This is a genomic window from Streptomyces ureilyticus (assembly GCF_011045025.1).
GTDB lineage: Bacteria > Actinomycetota > Actinomycetes > Streptomycetales > Streptomycetaceae > Streptomyces > Streptomyces ureilyticus.
The window spans coordinates 81,781-96,357 of record NZ_JAAKZX010000007.1 but is presented as its reverse complement, the minus strand read 5'-3'; the positions used below and the strand labels follow the sequence as shown (position 1 = coordinate 96,357).

General features: G+C 68.7%; 11 protein-coding genes and 2 pseudogenes. 6 read left to right on the top strand and 7 right to left on the bottom strand.

Annotated elements, in window-relative coordinates; genetic code table 11:
- Nucleotides 1-157: 157 nt before the first annotated feature.
- Complete coding sequence (locus G6048_RS03845) at nucleotides 158-1,237, bottom strand: LacI family DNA-binding transcriptional regulator (RefSeq protein ID WP_165337987.1); 1,080 nt, start codon at nucleotides 1,235-1,237, stop codon at nucleotides 158-160.
- A gap of 122 nt (nucleotides 1,238-1,359) precedes the next feature.
- On the opposite strand from G6048_RS03845, the gene G6048_RS03840 reads away from it, so the two are divergent.
- Entirely contained in the window at nucleotides 1,360-1,833 is a 474-nt protein-coding gene (locus tag G6048_RS03840; protein WP_165337986.1) for a diadenosine tetraphosphate hydrolase, read from the top strand.
- 20 nt (nucleotides 1,834-1,853) lie between these two features.
- Here the strand turns inward: G6048_RS03840 and G6048_RS03835 are convergent, their stop codons facing one another.
- On the bottom strand, nucleotides 1,854-2,993 hold the full coding sequence (locus tag G6048_RS03835; protein WP_165337985.1) for a PP2C family protein-serine/threonine phosphatase: 1,140 nt from the start codon (nucleotides 2,991-2,993) through the stop codon (nucleotides 1,854-1,856).
- A 193-nt stretch (nucleotides 2,994-3,186) separates the two neighbouring features.
- On the opposite strand from G6048_RS03835, the gene G6048_RS03830 reads away from it, so the two are divergent.
- Nucleotides 3,187-3,561, top strand: coding sequence for a VOC family protein (locus G6048_RS03830; protein ID WP_165337984.1), 375 nt, complete (start codon nucleotides 3,187-3,189; stop codon nucleotides 3,559-3,561).
- 105 nt (nucleotides 3,562-3,666) lie between these two features.
- On the opposite strand, the gene G6048_RS03825 is transcribed toward G6048_RS03830, so the two are convergent.
- The gene (locus tag G6048_RS03825; RefSeq protein ID WP_165337983.1) at nucleotides 3,667-4,413 is read right to left on the bottom strand and encodes a phosphotransferase family protein; all 747 of its coding nucleotides are present in this window, start codon (nucleotides 4,411-4,413) and stop codon (nucleotides 3,667-3,669) included.
- Between the two features lie 391 nt (nucleotides 4,414-4,804).
- Here G6048_RS03825 and G6048_RS03820 point away from each other — a divergent pair, with 391 nt between their 5' ends.
- On the top strand, nucleotides 4,805-5,023 hold the full coding sequence (locus tag G6048_RS03820) for a DUF397 domain-containing protein (RefSeq protein ID WP_165337982.1): 219 nt from the start codon (nucleotides 4,805-4,807) through the stop codon (nucleotides 5,021-5,023).
- A gap of 54 nt (nucleotides 5,024-5,077) precedes the next feature.
- Here the strand turns inward: G6048_RS03820 and G6048_RS03815 are convergent, their stop codons facing one another.
- Complete coding sequence (locus tag G6048_RS03815; protein WP_165337981.1) at nucleotides 5,078-6,043, bottom strand: multicopper oxidase domain-containing protein; 966 nt, start codon at nucleotides 6,041-6,043, stop codon at nucleotides 5,078-5,080.
- Between the two features lie 186 nt (nucleotides 6,044-6,229).
- On the opposite strand from G6048_RS03815, the gene G6048_RS03810 reads away from it, so the two are divergent.
- Both G6048_RS03810 and G6048_RS03805 read left to right on the top strand, forming a co-directional pair.
- Nucleotides 6,230-8,755 (top strand): ThuA domain-containing protein, encoded by a 2,526-nt coding sequence (locus G6048_RS03810; RefSeq protein WP_206341124.1) that lies wholly within the window; start codon nucleotides 6,230-6,232, stop codon nucleotides 8,753-8,755.
- A gap of 35 nt (nucleotides 8,756-8,790) precedes the next feature.
- The gene (locus tag G6048_RS03805; RefSeq protein ID WP_165338012.1) at nucleotides 8,791-10,986 is read left to right on the top strand and encodes an OmpL47-type beta-barrel domain-containing protein; all 2,196 of its coding nucleotides are present in this window, start codon (nucleotides 8,791-8,793) and stop codon (nucleotides 10,984-10,986) included.
- 3 nt (nucleotides 10,987-10,989) lie between these two features.
- Here G6048_RS03805 and ligD read toward each other — a convergent pair whose 3' ends face one another.
- The 3 genes and pseudogenes from ligD to G6048_RS03790 all read right to left on the bottom strand — a co-directional run.
- Entirely contained in the window at nucleotides 10,990-12,015 is a 1,026-nt protein-coding gene (gene ligD, locus G6048_RS03800; RefSeq protein WP_165337980.1) for a non-homologous end-joining DNA ligase, read from the bottom strand.
- A 103-nt stretch (nucleotides 12,016-12,118) separates the two neighbouring features.
- Nucleotides 12,119-12,691: pseudogene (locus G6048_RS03795) on the bottom strand (amidinotransferase); the annotation flags it as partial.
- Nucleotides 12,673-13,020: pseudogene (locus tag G6048_RS03790) on the bottom strand (RNA-guided endonuclease TnpB family protein); the annotation flags it as partial. The pseudogenes G6048_RS03795 and G6048_RS03790, both read right to left, overlap by 19 nt.
- A gap of 367 nt (nucleotides 13,021-13,387) precedes the next feature.
- Here G6048_RS03790 and G6048_RS03785 point away from each other — a divergent pair.
- The gene (locus G6048_RS03785; protein ID WP_165337979.1) at nucleotides 13,388-14,452 is read left to right on the top strand and encodes an ATP-dependent DNA ligase; all 1,065 of its coding nucleotides are present in this window, start codon (nucleotides 13,388-13,390) and stop codon (nucleotides 14,450-14,452) included.
- Nucleotides 14,453-14,577: the final 125 nt, after the last annotated feature.

Sequence of the window (14,577 nt, the reverse complement as noted above, 5' to 3'; positions counted from 1 at the left end):
GCTGCCATGGGCTCCGCTGCGCCCCTGAGCGCCTGGCCAGCGGGTTTTCCCTCGTAACCAGGCAAAGCGGGCACGTCACCGAACCGGAACCGAGATCATCCCGTTACCGCTGATTTCCGTTCGGTCCCCGAGGGCCGTCAGGGGCATCCGCGAACCCCTACGCGGACGCGCGCCGCACCAGCGTCGTCGGCAGGACAACGCTGGAGGGCGCCCCCACCAAGCCCTCCTGCGAGCCCGCGCCGGCGGACCCGACGGTAGCGGCCCCGGCGCTCAACCCTCGCAACAGCAGCCGAGCCATCAACCGACCCATCTCCTCGATGTCCTGACGGACCGTCGTAAGAGACGGGTCGGTCTGCTCCGCAACCGGCAACATGTCGTCGAACCCGATCAGCGCGACATCATCAGGCACCCGAAGCCCCCGCTCCCGCAGCACCCGCAGCGCACCCGAAGCCATCAAGTCGTTCGCGGCGAACACGCCGTCCAAGTCCGGGCAACCGTCAAGAAGTTGACGCATCGCACGCTCGCCGCCCGCCGGTGTGAAGTCGCCCTCCGCGATCAGACGAGGGTCGGCGTCCACCATGACGTCGCGGAAGCCGTCGAGCCGGTCGACCGCAGAGGTCTGGTCGAGGGCGCCGGTGATGTGGGCGATGCGCGTACGGCCGAGCGCGGCGAGATGGCGTACGGCCTCGCGGGCGCCACCGCGGTTGTCGCTGTCGACATACACCGGAGACGCGGCGCTGCGCGTCCCGTCGCCCCAGCCGGGCCGCCCGCCGAACACGGTCGGCACGCCGGCGCCGTGGATCAGTTCGGGCAGCGGGTCGTCGAGGTGCAGGGAGAAGACGAGCGCGCCGTCGACGTGGCCGCCGGCCAGATAGCGGCCCACCCGCGCATGGTCGTCGCGGCCCTCGGTGAGCAGCAGTACGAGCTGGGAGTCGTGCGCGGTCAACTCCTTGCTGATGCCCCGGAGTTGAAGCGCGAAGAAGGGGTCGGCGAACACCCTGGTCTCGGGTTCGGCGATCACCACGGCGACCGCGTCATGCCGCCGGGTGACGAGACTGCGCGCGGCCTGGTTCGGGACGTAACCAAGTTCTTCGACGGCACGCCTGACCCGCTCGACCAGGGGCTCACGCACCCCATCACCACCGTTGACAACCCGCGACGCGGTGGCCCGGGAAACCCCCGCCCGTGCCGCCACCGCCTCCAACGTGGGGCGCGACGCGGTCGACGACTCGGACACCTCGGAACTCCTCAGGGCAGCGGTTCGGGGCCAGGATAACTCCTGGTCGCCGTACTGCTGAGAGCGCTCCCTGATCCTGCCGGATCCACATCGAGTGGCCCCGTCGCGGGCAGGGACCGATCATGACGGATGACTGGCGGAACGACCGGATCGGCAGCGCGCTTCGGGGCGAGAATCCCACGGTGCTCCGGAGGCTGGCCGCCGGGTTCGCGGTGATCGGGGACGTCCAGTTCCTGCCGGGATACTCGGTGCTCCTAGTGGACGATCCTGCGGTGCAGCGGCTGTCGGAGCTTGCGCGGGGCAAGCGGCTGGCGTTCCTGTCCGACATGGAGAGGCTGGGCGAGGCTGTCGAACGCGCCTGCAAGCGGCTGGACCCGGCCTTTCGCCGCGTCAACCTGGAGATCCTCGGGAACGCCGACCCGTTCCTGCATGCGCACGTGTGGCCGCGGTTCGACTGGGAGCCGGCCGATCTCGTACGGAGGCCCGTGTGGCTGTATCCGAGAGAGCGGTGGAGCGACGAGCGGTATGCGCTTGGTCCGCAGCACGACGCCCTGCGCGAGGTGATCGGCGAGGAACTGGACGGACTGGCGTCCTGACGCGTCCGGAACGCCGACGCTCAATCCTCTACGGCCAGCCGTTCCACAAGAAGCATCGCCGCATCGTCCGTCAGGTGACCGCCGGTGTGGCGGATCAAGCCCTGGTGCAGTTGGTGCAGGAACTCCGGCGTGCTGCACGTATGCGCCGCTTCCATGGCCTCGGGGAGGGCGAAGAAGCCGTCGTCGGGGCTGCGCGCTTCGATCACGCCGTCGGTGTGCAGGAGGAGACGGTCGCCGGGTGTGAACGGATAGCTGTCAGCCTTGGCGGGAGGGATGGTGATGAGTTCTTCCAGGCCCAGGGGCGGCAGTGGTGAGGCGGGCATCAGGGCCTCGACCTTGCCTCGGCGCAGCAGCAGCGGCGGTGGGTGGCCGCGGTTGATCACCTGGACCGCGAAGCTGTCGGTCACCTCGACCACGAGCGCGGTGACGAAATCCTCGGCCTCGTGTTCCGCGGCGGTCGGATCGATCGCATCCGGCACGGCGCACTCCCGTTCCAGCGCGGCCGCGCAGTGGTTCACCACCTCCGTCAGTTCGTCCTCGTAGTGCACGGACTCGCGGAACGCCCCCAGGACGACCGCTGCCAGGCGCACGGCCGGCAGCCCCTTGCCGCGGACGTCGCCCACGATCATCCGGACCCCGTACCGGGTCTGCGACACCGCGTAGAGATCGCCGCCGATCTGCGCCCCCGCCTCTGCCGCGAGGTACAGGCTGGCCATCCGCACCGGCCCCAGCCTGGCCGGCACCCGTCTCAGCAGGACTCGTTGTGCCGCTTCGGCGATCCGGCGGACCTGGTCCAGCTCACTCTGCCTGCGCGCACGTACGGCACTGCTCATCATGACGCTGGCCACCGACACCACGAGGAGGGACATGAGGTTGCTGTAGACCTGGCCACCCCAGCTCTGGTGGAGGGTGGCCGTGATCACGGTGACGGCGAAGGCTCCCGTCGCTGCCGAGAGGGTGCCTTTCGGGCCCAACGTCAGCGCCGCCAGTGCCGGGATCGCGGCGAGTATGGGGCCGGTGATCACATCGTGTGCGGGCGAGAGTTCGATGCCCAGCGCGAACAGAACGATCACGAACGGCAGACACTGCCCGAGTCTGAAGAGGACCCGGCTGTGACCGCCCGCTCCCGAGGGGCCGGATGAGCGGAAGAGTGACCGCATGGCAACCAGCCTGACGCACCGGAGTCGACTGTTCCACTCAACGCCGCCGCTTCCGCGATGGTCCTACGGCTCCCCGTGGGGCGACGTCGGCGCCGGCGGCTCAAGCCGCCGCGCATGCCCGCCGCCGCGGCGGGTACGTCCCCTCCGGTACGGGGGCGTCGCGGAAGCGGCTGAAGAGCGAAGGGTGTCGCAAGTGATTCGAAAGCTGCAGATGGTCGCGTTGGACTGTGCCGATCCGGTACGGCTCGCGGAGTTCTACGCGGAGCTGCTCGGCGGGCGGGTGGTCGCGGATCCGGAGGATTCCGACTGGGTCGAGGTACACGGGTTCGAGGGGACGCCGCTGGCCTGCCAGCGGGTGGACGGCTACCGAGCGCCCGAATGGCCCGGCCAGGAGCGTCCGCAGCAGCTCCATCTGGACTTCGACGTGGACGACCTCGATGGCGAGGAGAAGCGGGCGCTCGCCCTCGGCGCGACCGTGCTGGAGCGGACGGACCAGCTCCGCCCGGAGGCCAACTGGCGAATCTACGCAGACCCGGCCGGCCATCCCTTCTGCCTCTGCCTCCACTGAGTCCATCGGGCAATCGGGCCATCGGCCCATCGCAGTCGCTGGGGCGCGCGGCGATCAGGATCGGCCGTCGCGCGGGGACTTCGGCAGTCGGGGGCCCGCGCGGCCTCACATCCGGGATCTCAGCACGTCGACCTCACAGCCCGGCGCGAAGGGGTCGAAGCCGTGCTCGCTCAGCCAGCGAACTGCCAGCAGGCTGCGCAACGACCACCACGCGTGGATCACGTCGAGGTCGATGTCGGTGCCATAGCCGGCGATGACGTCGTCGAGGTGCTCCTCGTGTCCGAGCGTGAAGGTGGCGAGGTCGTACAGGGCATCACCCTGGCCCGCCTCGGACCAGTCGATGATGCCGGTGACCTCGTCGCCGTCGACGAAGACGTGCGCGATCTGCAGGTCGCCGTGTGTGAACGCCGGAGTCCACGGGCGGAGCGCGGCCTCGGCGACCTGGCGGTTGCGGGTGACCAGGTCGGCGGGCAGGACGCCGTTCGTCATGAGCAACTTGCACTCGTCGTCGAGTTCCGCCGCCAGCGCGACGATGCTCCGGCCGGCTCGGCCCGGCCGGGGCGGCAGGGGCGCGTCGTGCAGCTTCCGGATGGCGGCACCCGCCGCGGCCCACGCCGTCGGCGACCCGGTCGACGGCCCGCCGAGGCGCCCAAGCGTCGCCCCCGGGAGTGCGGCGATCGCGAGCGCGGGCGGCTTGCGCCACAGGACCTTCGGGGTCGGGACCGGCGCGAGGGCCATCGCCTCGACCTCGACGTCGAGGCGCGCCTGATCGGCGTCCACCTTCAAGAACACGTCACCGACGCGCAGGGTCGCGCGCTCGGAATGGGCGACGACGACGCTGACCTCATCCATGGGCGACCAGCCTCCCCGGGGGTGATCGTCGTTTCACCATCGAGGTCCTGGTCACCAGCCGATCTGCGATCTCCATCAAGCGATGCACGAGCGACAGTCTGCAGAGGCAGATCATCGGCCGCGACCGATTTTCCCGGCACCCACACCGAGTGTGTTCCCTTGCTGGTGAAGTGCAGAGAAGCACCGGCGACGACAAAGGCCTGTGTGAGCTGGGCAGTCACTCGCGCGGCATGGCTCGCTCGGGGAGCGCGTACTCCGCCCAGACCGTCTTGCCCGGCCCCTCGGGGCGCGGGTGCCAGTGCCAGCGGGCGGCCAGGTGCGAGGATCATCCGCTCACAGGCTCTCAGTCCGCGAGAGTCGCTGGATTTCGTCGAAGGGTTGCTGGGTCGCCATGAACAACGCTGAGTCCTCGACCGTTGCATCCGGCCGCGTCTGGTTCAAGAGCAGCTACAGCGGAACCGAGGGCGGCGATTGCGTAGAGGTCGCGGCCGGTACGGCAGTTGTGCACGTTCGGGACTCCAAGGCCGTCGCCGGACCCGTCGTCACGGTGTCGCGCGAGGCCTGGGCGGGATGCGTCGGGTTGGCCTCGTCAGGGCGGCAGGAGGCCTGACGCTCGTACGACCGCTAGGGCCCTGCCGCTTCCTCTCGGAGGAACCGGCAGGGCTCAGTGCTCATGCGGCTCATGCGGCTCGTACCCCGGAATCGTCCCGTCCGCCTTCTTCACCAGGAACAACCCCACCATCCCCATGTCCGAGTGGCTCTGGACATGGCAGTGGTACATCCACGCGCCCGCCCCGACCCCCTCCCCCGCGATCACCTGGAACCCGAACGAGTCGGCAGGCCCGGTGATCTTGTTGTCCAGGACCTGGCTCGGGTCGTCGGGGCCGGTCAGCATCCCGGTGCGGTTATCGGCCCAGCGGTGACCGTGCATGTGGAAGGTGTGGTAGTACTCGCCGTGCGTGATCACCACGAACTCGACGCGATCGCCCACCGTCGCCTCGAAGTTGGGGCCGCTGTGCGCGGGCTTGTTGTTGATCAGCATGTCGTTGAAGACGATCGTGTGGGTCGCGTCCGGGAGGATGTCGCCCTTGCGGCGGACGATCACCGGACCGTACAGCCCTTTGCGGAGGCCGCCCGTGCCGTGTTCCGTGCCGACGACGTGGTCGTGGTAGTGCCAGTAGCCGGCGCTGCCCGCGCGCCAGGTGCCGTCCTTGCGGCGGCCGGGTGCGTGCGTGCGCCAGGTGTACGTACGGGTCCCGCCCGGCTCTACGTCGCTCTTGTTCTGCTTGGTGCCGTCGCTGGTGATCTCGTAGTCGAGGCCGTGGACGTGCAGGCTGACCGCCACGTCCATGGTGTTCTCGAACTCGATATGGATGGTGTCGCCCTCGTTGAGTTCGATGAGCGGGCCGGGGATCGACGCCTTGCCCTTCTCGTAGCCGTAGCCCATCTGGCCGTCGGCGAGCTTCTCGGCGAACAGCTTGATGCGCTTGACCTCGCCGCCGGCCGGAGCGGTCTTCACCGGCTCCGCGGCTGCCTCTGCGGTGCCTACGGACTCGGGAGCCAGAGACAACGATGTCGCGACGGCCGCACCGCCCAGCAGTACGCGCCTGTTGAAGCCGCGTCTGTCCATGCCGAACTCCCCATCCTGGTACGGAATTTACGGAGATGAACCGCTGAGACGGTAGCGGCCCCGCAGTCGTTTTTCCACACTCAGGACAAAGTTCGTGCCATTCCGGTCGTACCTATTGGCGAGACGGGCAAAGAGGTCTAGCTTCCTTGGCGCCGTTGCTGTGACCGACGAGGAGTGGATGACCCCATGCGGTTCACATCGCATCAAAGATCCCTGAAATTAACAGAGTTGACCACAAACAGACGTCGGCGACGAGTGAAGAGACGGGCCTGGGCCGCCGTCCTGACCACCGGGTTCATCACCGCAGGGCTACTCTCGGGCGGTCCCGCGAGCGCGGTCCAAGCCCCCGAGCCGCCACTGACAACGATGTCGATCAAGTCACCGCCGGGGGGCGCCAACGTACGGGTCCTGCTCTTCCACGGTTCCGCGGCGGGCGGCGACGAGTCGCCCGTCGTCAACGCCGGGATCGAGGCGATCGAGGAGATCGGGCTGACCGGCCCGGCGAACCAGCGCTTCAAGGTGACGGCCACGCACGACGCCTCCGTGTTCACCAACGAGACGAAGCTCGGCCGCTTCAACGCGGTCGTCTTCCTGACCGGCGGCGGCGACGTCCTCGACGCCGAGCAGGAGGCCGGTCTGGAGGCGTACATGGAGGCGGGCGGCGGCTTCCTCGGCCTCCATGACGCGGCCCGCGCCGAACCGTACTCGGACTGGTTCACCGGGCTCGTCGGTGCCCGGCCTGCCGCGTCGAGCCCAACTGCCGTACAGCGGGCGACCGTTGAGGTCGGCGACCGGCAGCACCCGGCGACCAAGGATCTGCCGCTCCAGTGGAAGCGCCCCGACGCCTGGCTGAACTGGGTCAAGAACCCCTCCGGCGACGTGCACACCGTGGCGCGGGTGCGCGAGTCGACGTACCAGCCGGGCGACAGCAAGAACGGCGCCGACCACCCGGTGTCCTGGTGCCGCGACTACGACGGCGGACGTTCCTTCTACACGGGCATGGGCGGCACGGTCGACTCGTACGACGAAACGGACTTCCGTGCGCATCTGCGCGGGGCGCTGCTGTGGACGACACGGCTCGTGCGCGCCGACTGCAAGGCGGCGATCAACGCCAACTACAAGGCGGAGCGGCTGACCCAGCCCAACCAGCCGGGGCAGAACGACCAGATCGGCGAGCCGCACGGCCTGATCACCGCGCCCGACGGACGGGTGCTCTACATCGGCCGCGGCGGAGCCGACTCCTCACAGCCCGTCGTCACGGACTGGAACAACCCCGACATCGGCAAGGGCAAGGGCGAGATCCACGTCTACGACCCGAAGACCAAGAAGGTCACCCTGGCCGGCGCGCTCACGGTCTTCGGCAACAAGGGTGGCGGCGGTGAGCTGATCAAGGTCGAAGAGGGGCTGCTCGGCATCGAGTTGGACCCGGCGTTCCAGCAGAACGGCTGGGTGTATCTGCACTACACACCACACGCTCAGATCAACCGCGACACGCGGATGGCCGAGCGTCGCGTCTCCCGTTTCACGCTCGATCTCGCCACGAACAAGCTGGACTTGAGCAGTGAGAAGGTCCTGCTGAAGTGGCCGGTGCAGATCCACAGCTGCTGCCACGCGGGCGGCGGCATGGCGTGGGACTCCAAGGGCAACCTGTACATCGCCACGGGCGACAACAACTCCAGTGGCTTCACCGACGGTTACTCGGGCAACAACCCGCAGCCCAACTACAAGGGCGTGTCGTTCGCCGACGCGCGCCGCACCTCCGGCAACACCAACAACCTCAACGGCAAGATCCTGCGCATCCACCCGGAGCCCGACGGCACATACACCTTGCCCCAGGGGAACCTCTTCACCGGCAAGGAGACGGACGAGGGCGGCGGCAAGACGCGCGGCGAGATCTACGTGATGGGCGTCAGGAACCCCGCGCGCATCTCCGTCGACAAGAAGACGGACACGCTGTTCGCGGGCTGGGTCGGCCCGGACGCGTCCAACCCGTCCACGACCTGGGGCCCGGCGAAGTACGACACGTTCGCCGCGATCACCAAGCCGGGCAACCACGGCTGGCCGTACTGCATGGGCAACAAGCAGCCCTACCGCGACCGCAATCTGCCCGACCCGACGAAGCCGCTGGGCTGGTACGACTGCGACGCTCCGAAGAACGAGTCGCCGAACAACGACGGTCTCGTCAACCTGCCGCCGGTCACCGGAAACACCATCTGGTACTCGCCCCAGGGCGGCGGCCCCGACTTCCCGCGCGACGCGAACGGCATCCCGTCGTACAAGGCGGAGGAGCAGAAGTTCCTGCTGCCGTGGCTGAAGGGCGGCGGGCAGGCGGCAATGAACGGGCCCCTCTACCGCTATGACGCGGCGTCAGCGGGTGCGGGGGCGTGGCCGTCGTACTGGGACGGCAAGTGGTTCGTCGGCGACTTCTATGACGCCGACCAGCCACGGCACGCGGTCCTCCTCGACCCCAAGACGGCAGGTCAGGGCGGCATTCCGGTGCACGCCGAGTCTCTGAAGAAGATCATTCCCATCGGCAACGACGGCATCAAGAACCTCATGGACTGGAAGTTCGGCCCCGACGGCACGCTGTACGCCCTCGACTACGGCCGCGGCTTCTTCACCTCGGACGCCAAGTCGGCGCTGTGGCAGGTCACTTACCAGGGCGGCGCTCCGACGCCGGCCGCCGATCAACTGGCCAGGGAGGCACAGTGACGGCTCTACGCATACGGCGGCGAAGAAACGTACGCCTGTGGACGGCGCTTCTGGCGTCACTGCTGATGGTGCTCGGGCTGACGTCCACCTCGGCGTCCGGGCAGACCGACGAGGCCAACGCCCCATCGGCCGCCGCCGCGCAGACGCTGACGTGGACGGCCGGCAACGACATCGACAAGTACCTGTCGGCGCCCGCCTCCGCGGTCGCGGGCCCGACGACGATCGTCTTCGAGAACAGTGTGGCGACCGGCAACACCACAGGTATGCCGCACACGTTGACGTTCGACGTCTCCGACCCGGAGTACAACAACGACGTCCCGCTCAACATTCTGGCCAATCCGAACGACGACCAGGGCGGCAAGTACACGGCCGAGGTGACGCTGACGCCCGGCCGGTACCGCTACTACTGCACCATCCCGGGCCACGGTCAGATGCAGGGCATCCTCGTGGTCACCGAGGGCACCGGCGAGGACACGACCGCGCCCGAGACCTCGGCGGACGTGAGCGGTACGCAGAACGCGGACGGGGCGTACGTGGGTTCGGCGACCGTGACGCTGAGCGCGACGGACGACGGCTCGGGCGTGGACCGGATCGAGTACGCGATCGGTGACGCGGGCGCCTGGCAGCCGTACACCACGCCCCTGGTGATCGACCAGGTGGGCGACCACAAGGTCCGCTACCGAGCAGTCGACAAGACCGGGAACGTCGCCGCTGAGAAGGCGGAGGAGTTCACGGTGGCGTCGCCGTCGACGGACGACACGACGGCTCCGGAGACGTCGGCTTCGGTGACCGGTGAGCAGAACCCGGAGGGTGCGTACCTCTCCATGGCGACCGTCACCGTGACGGCCTCCGACACCGGTTCAGGCGTCAACACCATCGAGTACGCGCTCGGTGACTCCGGTGCCTGGCAGCCGTACACGGCTCCGGTGATGGTCCACGAGGTGGGCACGCACAAGGTGCGGTACCGGGCCACGGACAAGGCGGGCAACGCGGCCGCGGAGAAGTCCGTCTCGTTCACGGTGGTCACACCGCCCGCCGAGGACAAGACTCCTCCGGTGACCGGCGTGAGTGTCGAGGGCACGAAGAACTCCTCCGGGGCCTACATCAACAGCGCCAAGGTGACGGTGACGGCCACGGACGAGCACCACGGGTCCGGGGTGGCCACCATCGAGTACTCGCTGGACGGCGGACCGTATCTCGCGTACACCGCGCCCGTCGTGGTCGATCGCGCGGGCGCGCACAGGGTGGCGTACCGGGCGAGCGACAAGGCGGGCAACACCTCCGATGCCCGGACCGTGAGCTTCACGGTCGCCTCGGGCGGCGGGGTGCCGGCGCCGGCCTGCGCCGAGTACGACGAGAGGCTGACCGTCATCGTCGGCACGGTCGACACCGGTGTGCCGAACCGGGTCACCAACAGCCGGTGCCGCATCAACGAGTTGATCGAGGACGAGAAGGAGTGGACGTCCCACGCGCTGTTCCTGAAGCACGTGAAGACCGTCCTGGACGGGCTCCTCAAGGAAGGCGTCATCGTCCAGCGCGAGTACAACCTGATCAACAAGGCCGCCAAGCAGTCGGGCATCGGCAAGCCGGGCCAGACCGAGGGCTACCGCACGCTCTTCGACGGCTCCGAGGAGTCGTTCGCGAAGTGGCAGCAGGTCGGCGGCGGCAGCTTCGCGGTGAACCCGGACGGCTCGATGACCAGCAGCTCCACGGTGGCGGGCTTGGGCATGTTGTGGTTCCCGGAGCGCAAGTACGGCGACTTCTCGCTGAAGCTGCAGTGGCGTGACGACGCGCCGGGCACCGGAAACGCCAACGCGGGTGTGTTCGCCCGCTTCCCGTGGGTCCATGACCACCCGGAGGAGTCGCGTCCGGAGTGGGTCGCCATCAAGTACGGGCACGAGCTGCAGATCAACGACCGCCCGGACGGCGACATGTACAAGTCCGGCTCGGTCTACGGCTTCGACCGCGTGGGCCTGGCCGGAGCGGGCGTCACCCAGAAGGGCACCTGGAACGACTACGAGATCCGCGTGGTCGACCAGCACTACTCGGTGTACCGCAACGGCGTGCTGATCAACGAGTTCGACAACATCGGCGGCCAGGACTTCACCCCGCCCCGCTCGGACGACCCGGGCACGGACGGGCGACGGTTCGCCTCCGGCTACATCGGGCTCCAGGTGCACGGTACGACGGATGTGATCTCGTACCGCGATATCCGGATCAAGGAGTTGTAGGCCTCAAGTAGCCGGGGGCTGTTCCTTCTTCGCCCGGCTCGGCTGTACCCGCTTGGGTTCCCCCGGCATCTTCGGATACTCGGGCGGGTACGGCAGGTCCGCGAGGCCGTGGTCGTGTTCGTCGCGGCGGGCCAGCTCCAGCAGGGCCTCGAGGGAGAAGGCGTGATCGTCCATGTCCGCGTGCACGTCGCCGAGTTCGGCGAAGCGCGCGGGCATGGTCGTGATGTCGAAGTCCTTGGGCACGGCTTCGCCGACCTCTTCCCAGCGCAGGGGTGCGGACACCGGGGCCTGCGGACGAGGACGTACGGAGTAGGCGGAGGCGATGGTCCGGTCGCGAGCCGTCTGGTTGTAGTCGACGAAGATCTTCGCGCCTCGCTCCTCCTTCCACCAGGCGATAGTCACGTGCTCGGGCATCCGGCGCTCCAGTTCGCGCCCGGCGGCGATCGCGGCACGGCGTACCTGCGTGAAGGTCCAGCGCGGCTCGATGGGCACGAAGACGTGCAGACCCCGGCCGCCGGAGGTCTTGGGCCAGCCGCGCAGTCCGCCGAACTCGTGGAGTACGGCGCGGAGTTCGTGGGCGGCGCGGACGGCGTCTGCGTAGTCCGTGCCGGGCTGCGGGTCGAGGTCGAGCCGGAGTTCGTCGGGGTGGTCGACGTCGTCGCGGCGTACCGGCCACGGGTGAAAGGTGAGCGTGCCGAACTGCGCGGCCCACACCACGGCACCGACCTCCGTGGGGCACATCTCGTCGGCGCTGCGCCCGCTGGGAAAGGTGATGTGGGCGGTCGGGATCCAGTCGGGCATGTTCTTGGGGGCCCGCTTCTGGAAGAAGGACTCGCCGGTCACGCCCTCCGGGTAGCGCTCGAGGGTGGTGGGCCGGTCGCGCAGGGCGCGCAGGATGCCAGGGCCGACGGCCAGGTAGTACTGGGCGACATCGAGCTTCGTCAGGCCGCGCTCCGGGAAGAAGACCTTCCCCGGGCTGGACAGGCGCACGGTCCGCCCGCCCGCCTCCAGTTCCACCGCTTCACCCATGCGAGCCACGGTATGCGTACCGCACACCCCTCGCACACCGAGCGTTTCGCATCACCGTTTCGGGCCCGGGCCGGTCAATTGAAGTACGACTCAGAGGTAGGACTCAGAAGTACGAATCAAACGTGCCGCGACGCCGGATGTCGAGTGTCGCGCAGTGGAACGAGCCGCCGAACGGCGCGTAGTGCAGCAGGTCGCACGGGATCGGCTCGAACCCCCATTTTTCGAGCGCCCGCAGCATGCCGGTGTGGTGTCGCTCCGCGATCACCCGCTTCTCGTCGGCCATGAGCACGTTCATGCTGAGCCATTTGCCGCACATCGAGGTGATCCTCAGCAGGTGCTCGTCGATCCGGTCGGGCTCGGGGGCGGTCAGGACGTCCCACGCGTCCAGGACGTCGGGCAGGCGGTCGACGTCGACGTACTCGGGATTGACCAGGACCTTGCCGGGCGCGAGCGGCACGAACGTGGTGTCGATGTGCATGGGGGTGGGGCAACTGCTCTCGATCTCGTGGATGCGATAGGCGGGAGCGAGGTGGCGGCGCAGCCAGTCGATGCCCATGCGGTTGGTGACGTTGCTCCTCGTCACGAACAGGTCGCGTCCCGCGCGTACGAAGTCCGCCGCGTCGAAAACCGGCTCGAACTCGGTGAGGATGCGGCGCACGGGCTCGCCGGCCGCGGGCTCACCGGCCGCGGGCGGACGGAGGTCGCCCGGTGGTAGCGCTTCGAGCCGGGCCGTCCCAGGTTCCCGGCCTTCAGGTTCGCTCTCAGCGTGGTGTACGCGTCGCAGGTCTTCTTGATCACATGCTGGGCGGCCTGCGCGCCCAGCTGCCACCGGGTCTTCACCTCGCCGTAGGCGAGCTTGCGCAGCGCGAAGTTGTTCTTCACATCCTTTTCGAAGGCGAGGCGGCTGGCCCAGGTGGCCGCCTCGTTGCAGGCGCGTAGGGTCGCCTCAAGTGCCGCCGCCTGCACGGGCGTCGGCAGCAGCTTCACCTGCACCACCAGCTTCACAACCGGGACGCTACCCGGCCAACTCCGGGCCTCGCATTCGAGCACAGGAAACTCTCGCCTGCCCACCTGTCCGGTCTCTCCCGCCGCTCCGCACCGGACGCCGCCGCGGTGCTCCGCACCGCTCGCGCGGGGATGCGATTACTCCCGGGCCTGAACGCCCGGGGTTCCTCGCAAGAATCCGCTGAAACAGCCGCCCCGGCGCCCACCCACCGCACTGGTAGTGCCGCCGATACTGTTCCGGCGCCCTCCGACCACCAGCCGTCCACCCAGCACCGCCACCACCCGTCTCGAGCCGCCTCTCAGCTCAGCTCGAGCCGCCTCTCAGCTCAGAAGGCGTCAGGGAACACGGCGGCGCAGAATCGAAGACATGGACCTGCCGGTGATGCCGCCCGTGAAACCCATGCTCGCCAAGCCCGTGGCGAAGATCCCGCCGGACATGCACTACGAGGCGAAGTGGGACGGGTTCCGGGCGATCGTGTTCCGCGACGGGGCTGAGGTGGAGTTCGGCAGCCGTACCGGAAAGCCGCTGACCAGGTATTTCCCCGAGCTGGTGGAGGCGGTGCGGGAGCGCGTGCCCGAGCGGTGTGTGCTGGACGGGGAGATCGTGATCGCGCGGGAGGGGCACCTGGACTTCGACGCGCTCACGGAGCGGATCCATCCGGCCGAGTCACGGGTGAGGCTGCTCGCCGAGCGGACCCCGGCCTCGTTCGTGGCCTTCGATCTGCTCGCGCTCGCCGACGAGTCACTGGTGGACGTGGAGCTGGGCGACCGACGGGCGCTGCTGGAACGGGAGTTGGCCGAAGTGACGCCTCCCGTTCATGTGGCGCCGGCGACCACCGACATCGAGGTGGCGCAGCGGTGGTTCGAGCAGTACGAGGGCGCGGGACTCGACGGGGTGATCGCCAAGCCGCTCACGCTGCGCTACCGGCAGGACGAGCGCCTGATGTTCAAGGTCAAGCACGAGCGGACGGCGGACGTGGTCGTCGCGGGCTACCGCCTCCACAAGAGCGGGCCCGTCGTGGGTTCACTGCTGCTCGGTCTGTACGACACCCAGGGCGCCCTGCAGCACGTCGGGGTGAGCGCGGCGTTCTCGATGAAGCGGCGCGAGGAGCTGGTCGGGGAGCTGGAGCCGCTGCGTATGGAGTCGGCCGAAGGGCATCCGTGGGCCGCCTGGGCGGAGGAGGCGGCGCACGAGACGGCACGGCTGCCGGGTGCGCCCAGCCGTTGGTCGGGCAAGAAGGACCTGTCGTGGGTGCCGCTCAGGCCGGAGCGGGTGTGCGAGGTGGCGTACGACCACATGGAGAACGGTCAGCGCTTCCGGCACACGGCCCGCTTCCGCCGCTGGCGGCCCGACCGGACGCCGGAGAGTTGCACGTATGCGCAGTTGGAGGAGCCGGTGCGCTACGACCTGACGGAGATCCTGGGGTCGTAGAGCTGAGCCGCGCCCCTGACATGACCGCCCGTCCTCGCCTGTCCTGTCCCCGTTTTCCGCACGGCCGGGTGAGTCGCCTTCGACCTTGGCCGATTGGGTAGGACACTGATTGAATCCCGAATGAG

What these genes read in the sequence shown, in the direction of transcription:
- G6048_RS03810 (WP_206341124.1), top strand. Translation starts at nt 6,230, where the DNA reads ATGCGGTTCACATCGCATCAAAGATCCCTGAAATTAACAGAGTTGACC.
- G6048_RS03835 (WP_165337985.1), bottom strand. Translation starts at nt 2,993, where the DNA reads ATGCGGTCACTCTTCCGCTCATCCGGCCCCTCGGGAGCGGGCGGTCAC.
- G6048_RS03815 (WP_165337981.1), bottom strand. Translation starts at nt 6,043, where the DNA reads ATGGACAGACGCGGCTTCAACAGGCGCGTACTGCTGGGCGGTGCGGCC.
- G6048_RS03785 (WP_165337979.1), top strand. Translation starts at nt 13,388, where the DNA reads ATGGACCTGCCGGTGATGCCGCCCGTGAAACCCATGCTCGCCAAGCCC.
- G6048_RS03825 (WP_165337983.1), bottom strand. Translation starts at nt 4,413, where the DNA reads ATGGATGAGGTCAGCGTCGTCGTCGCCCATTCCGAGCGCGCGACCCTG.
- ligD (WP_165337980.1), bottom strand. Translation starts at nt 12,015, where the DNA reads ATGGGTGAAGCGGTGGAACTGGAGGCGGGCGGGCGGACCGTGCGCCTG.
- G6048_RS03820 (WP_165337982.1), top strand. Translation starts at nt 4,805, where the DNA reads ATGAACAACGCTGAGTCCTCGACCGTTGCATCCGGCCGCGTCTGGTTC.
- G6048_RS03840 (WP_165337986.1), top strand. Translation starts at nt 1,360, where the DNA reads ATGACGGATGACTGGCGGAACGACCGGATCGGCAGCGCGCTTCGGGGC.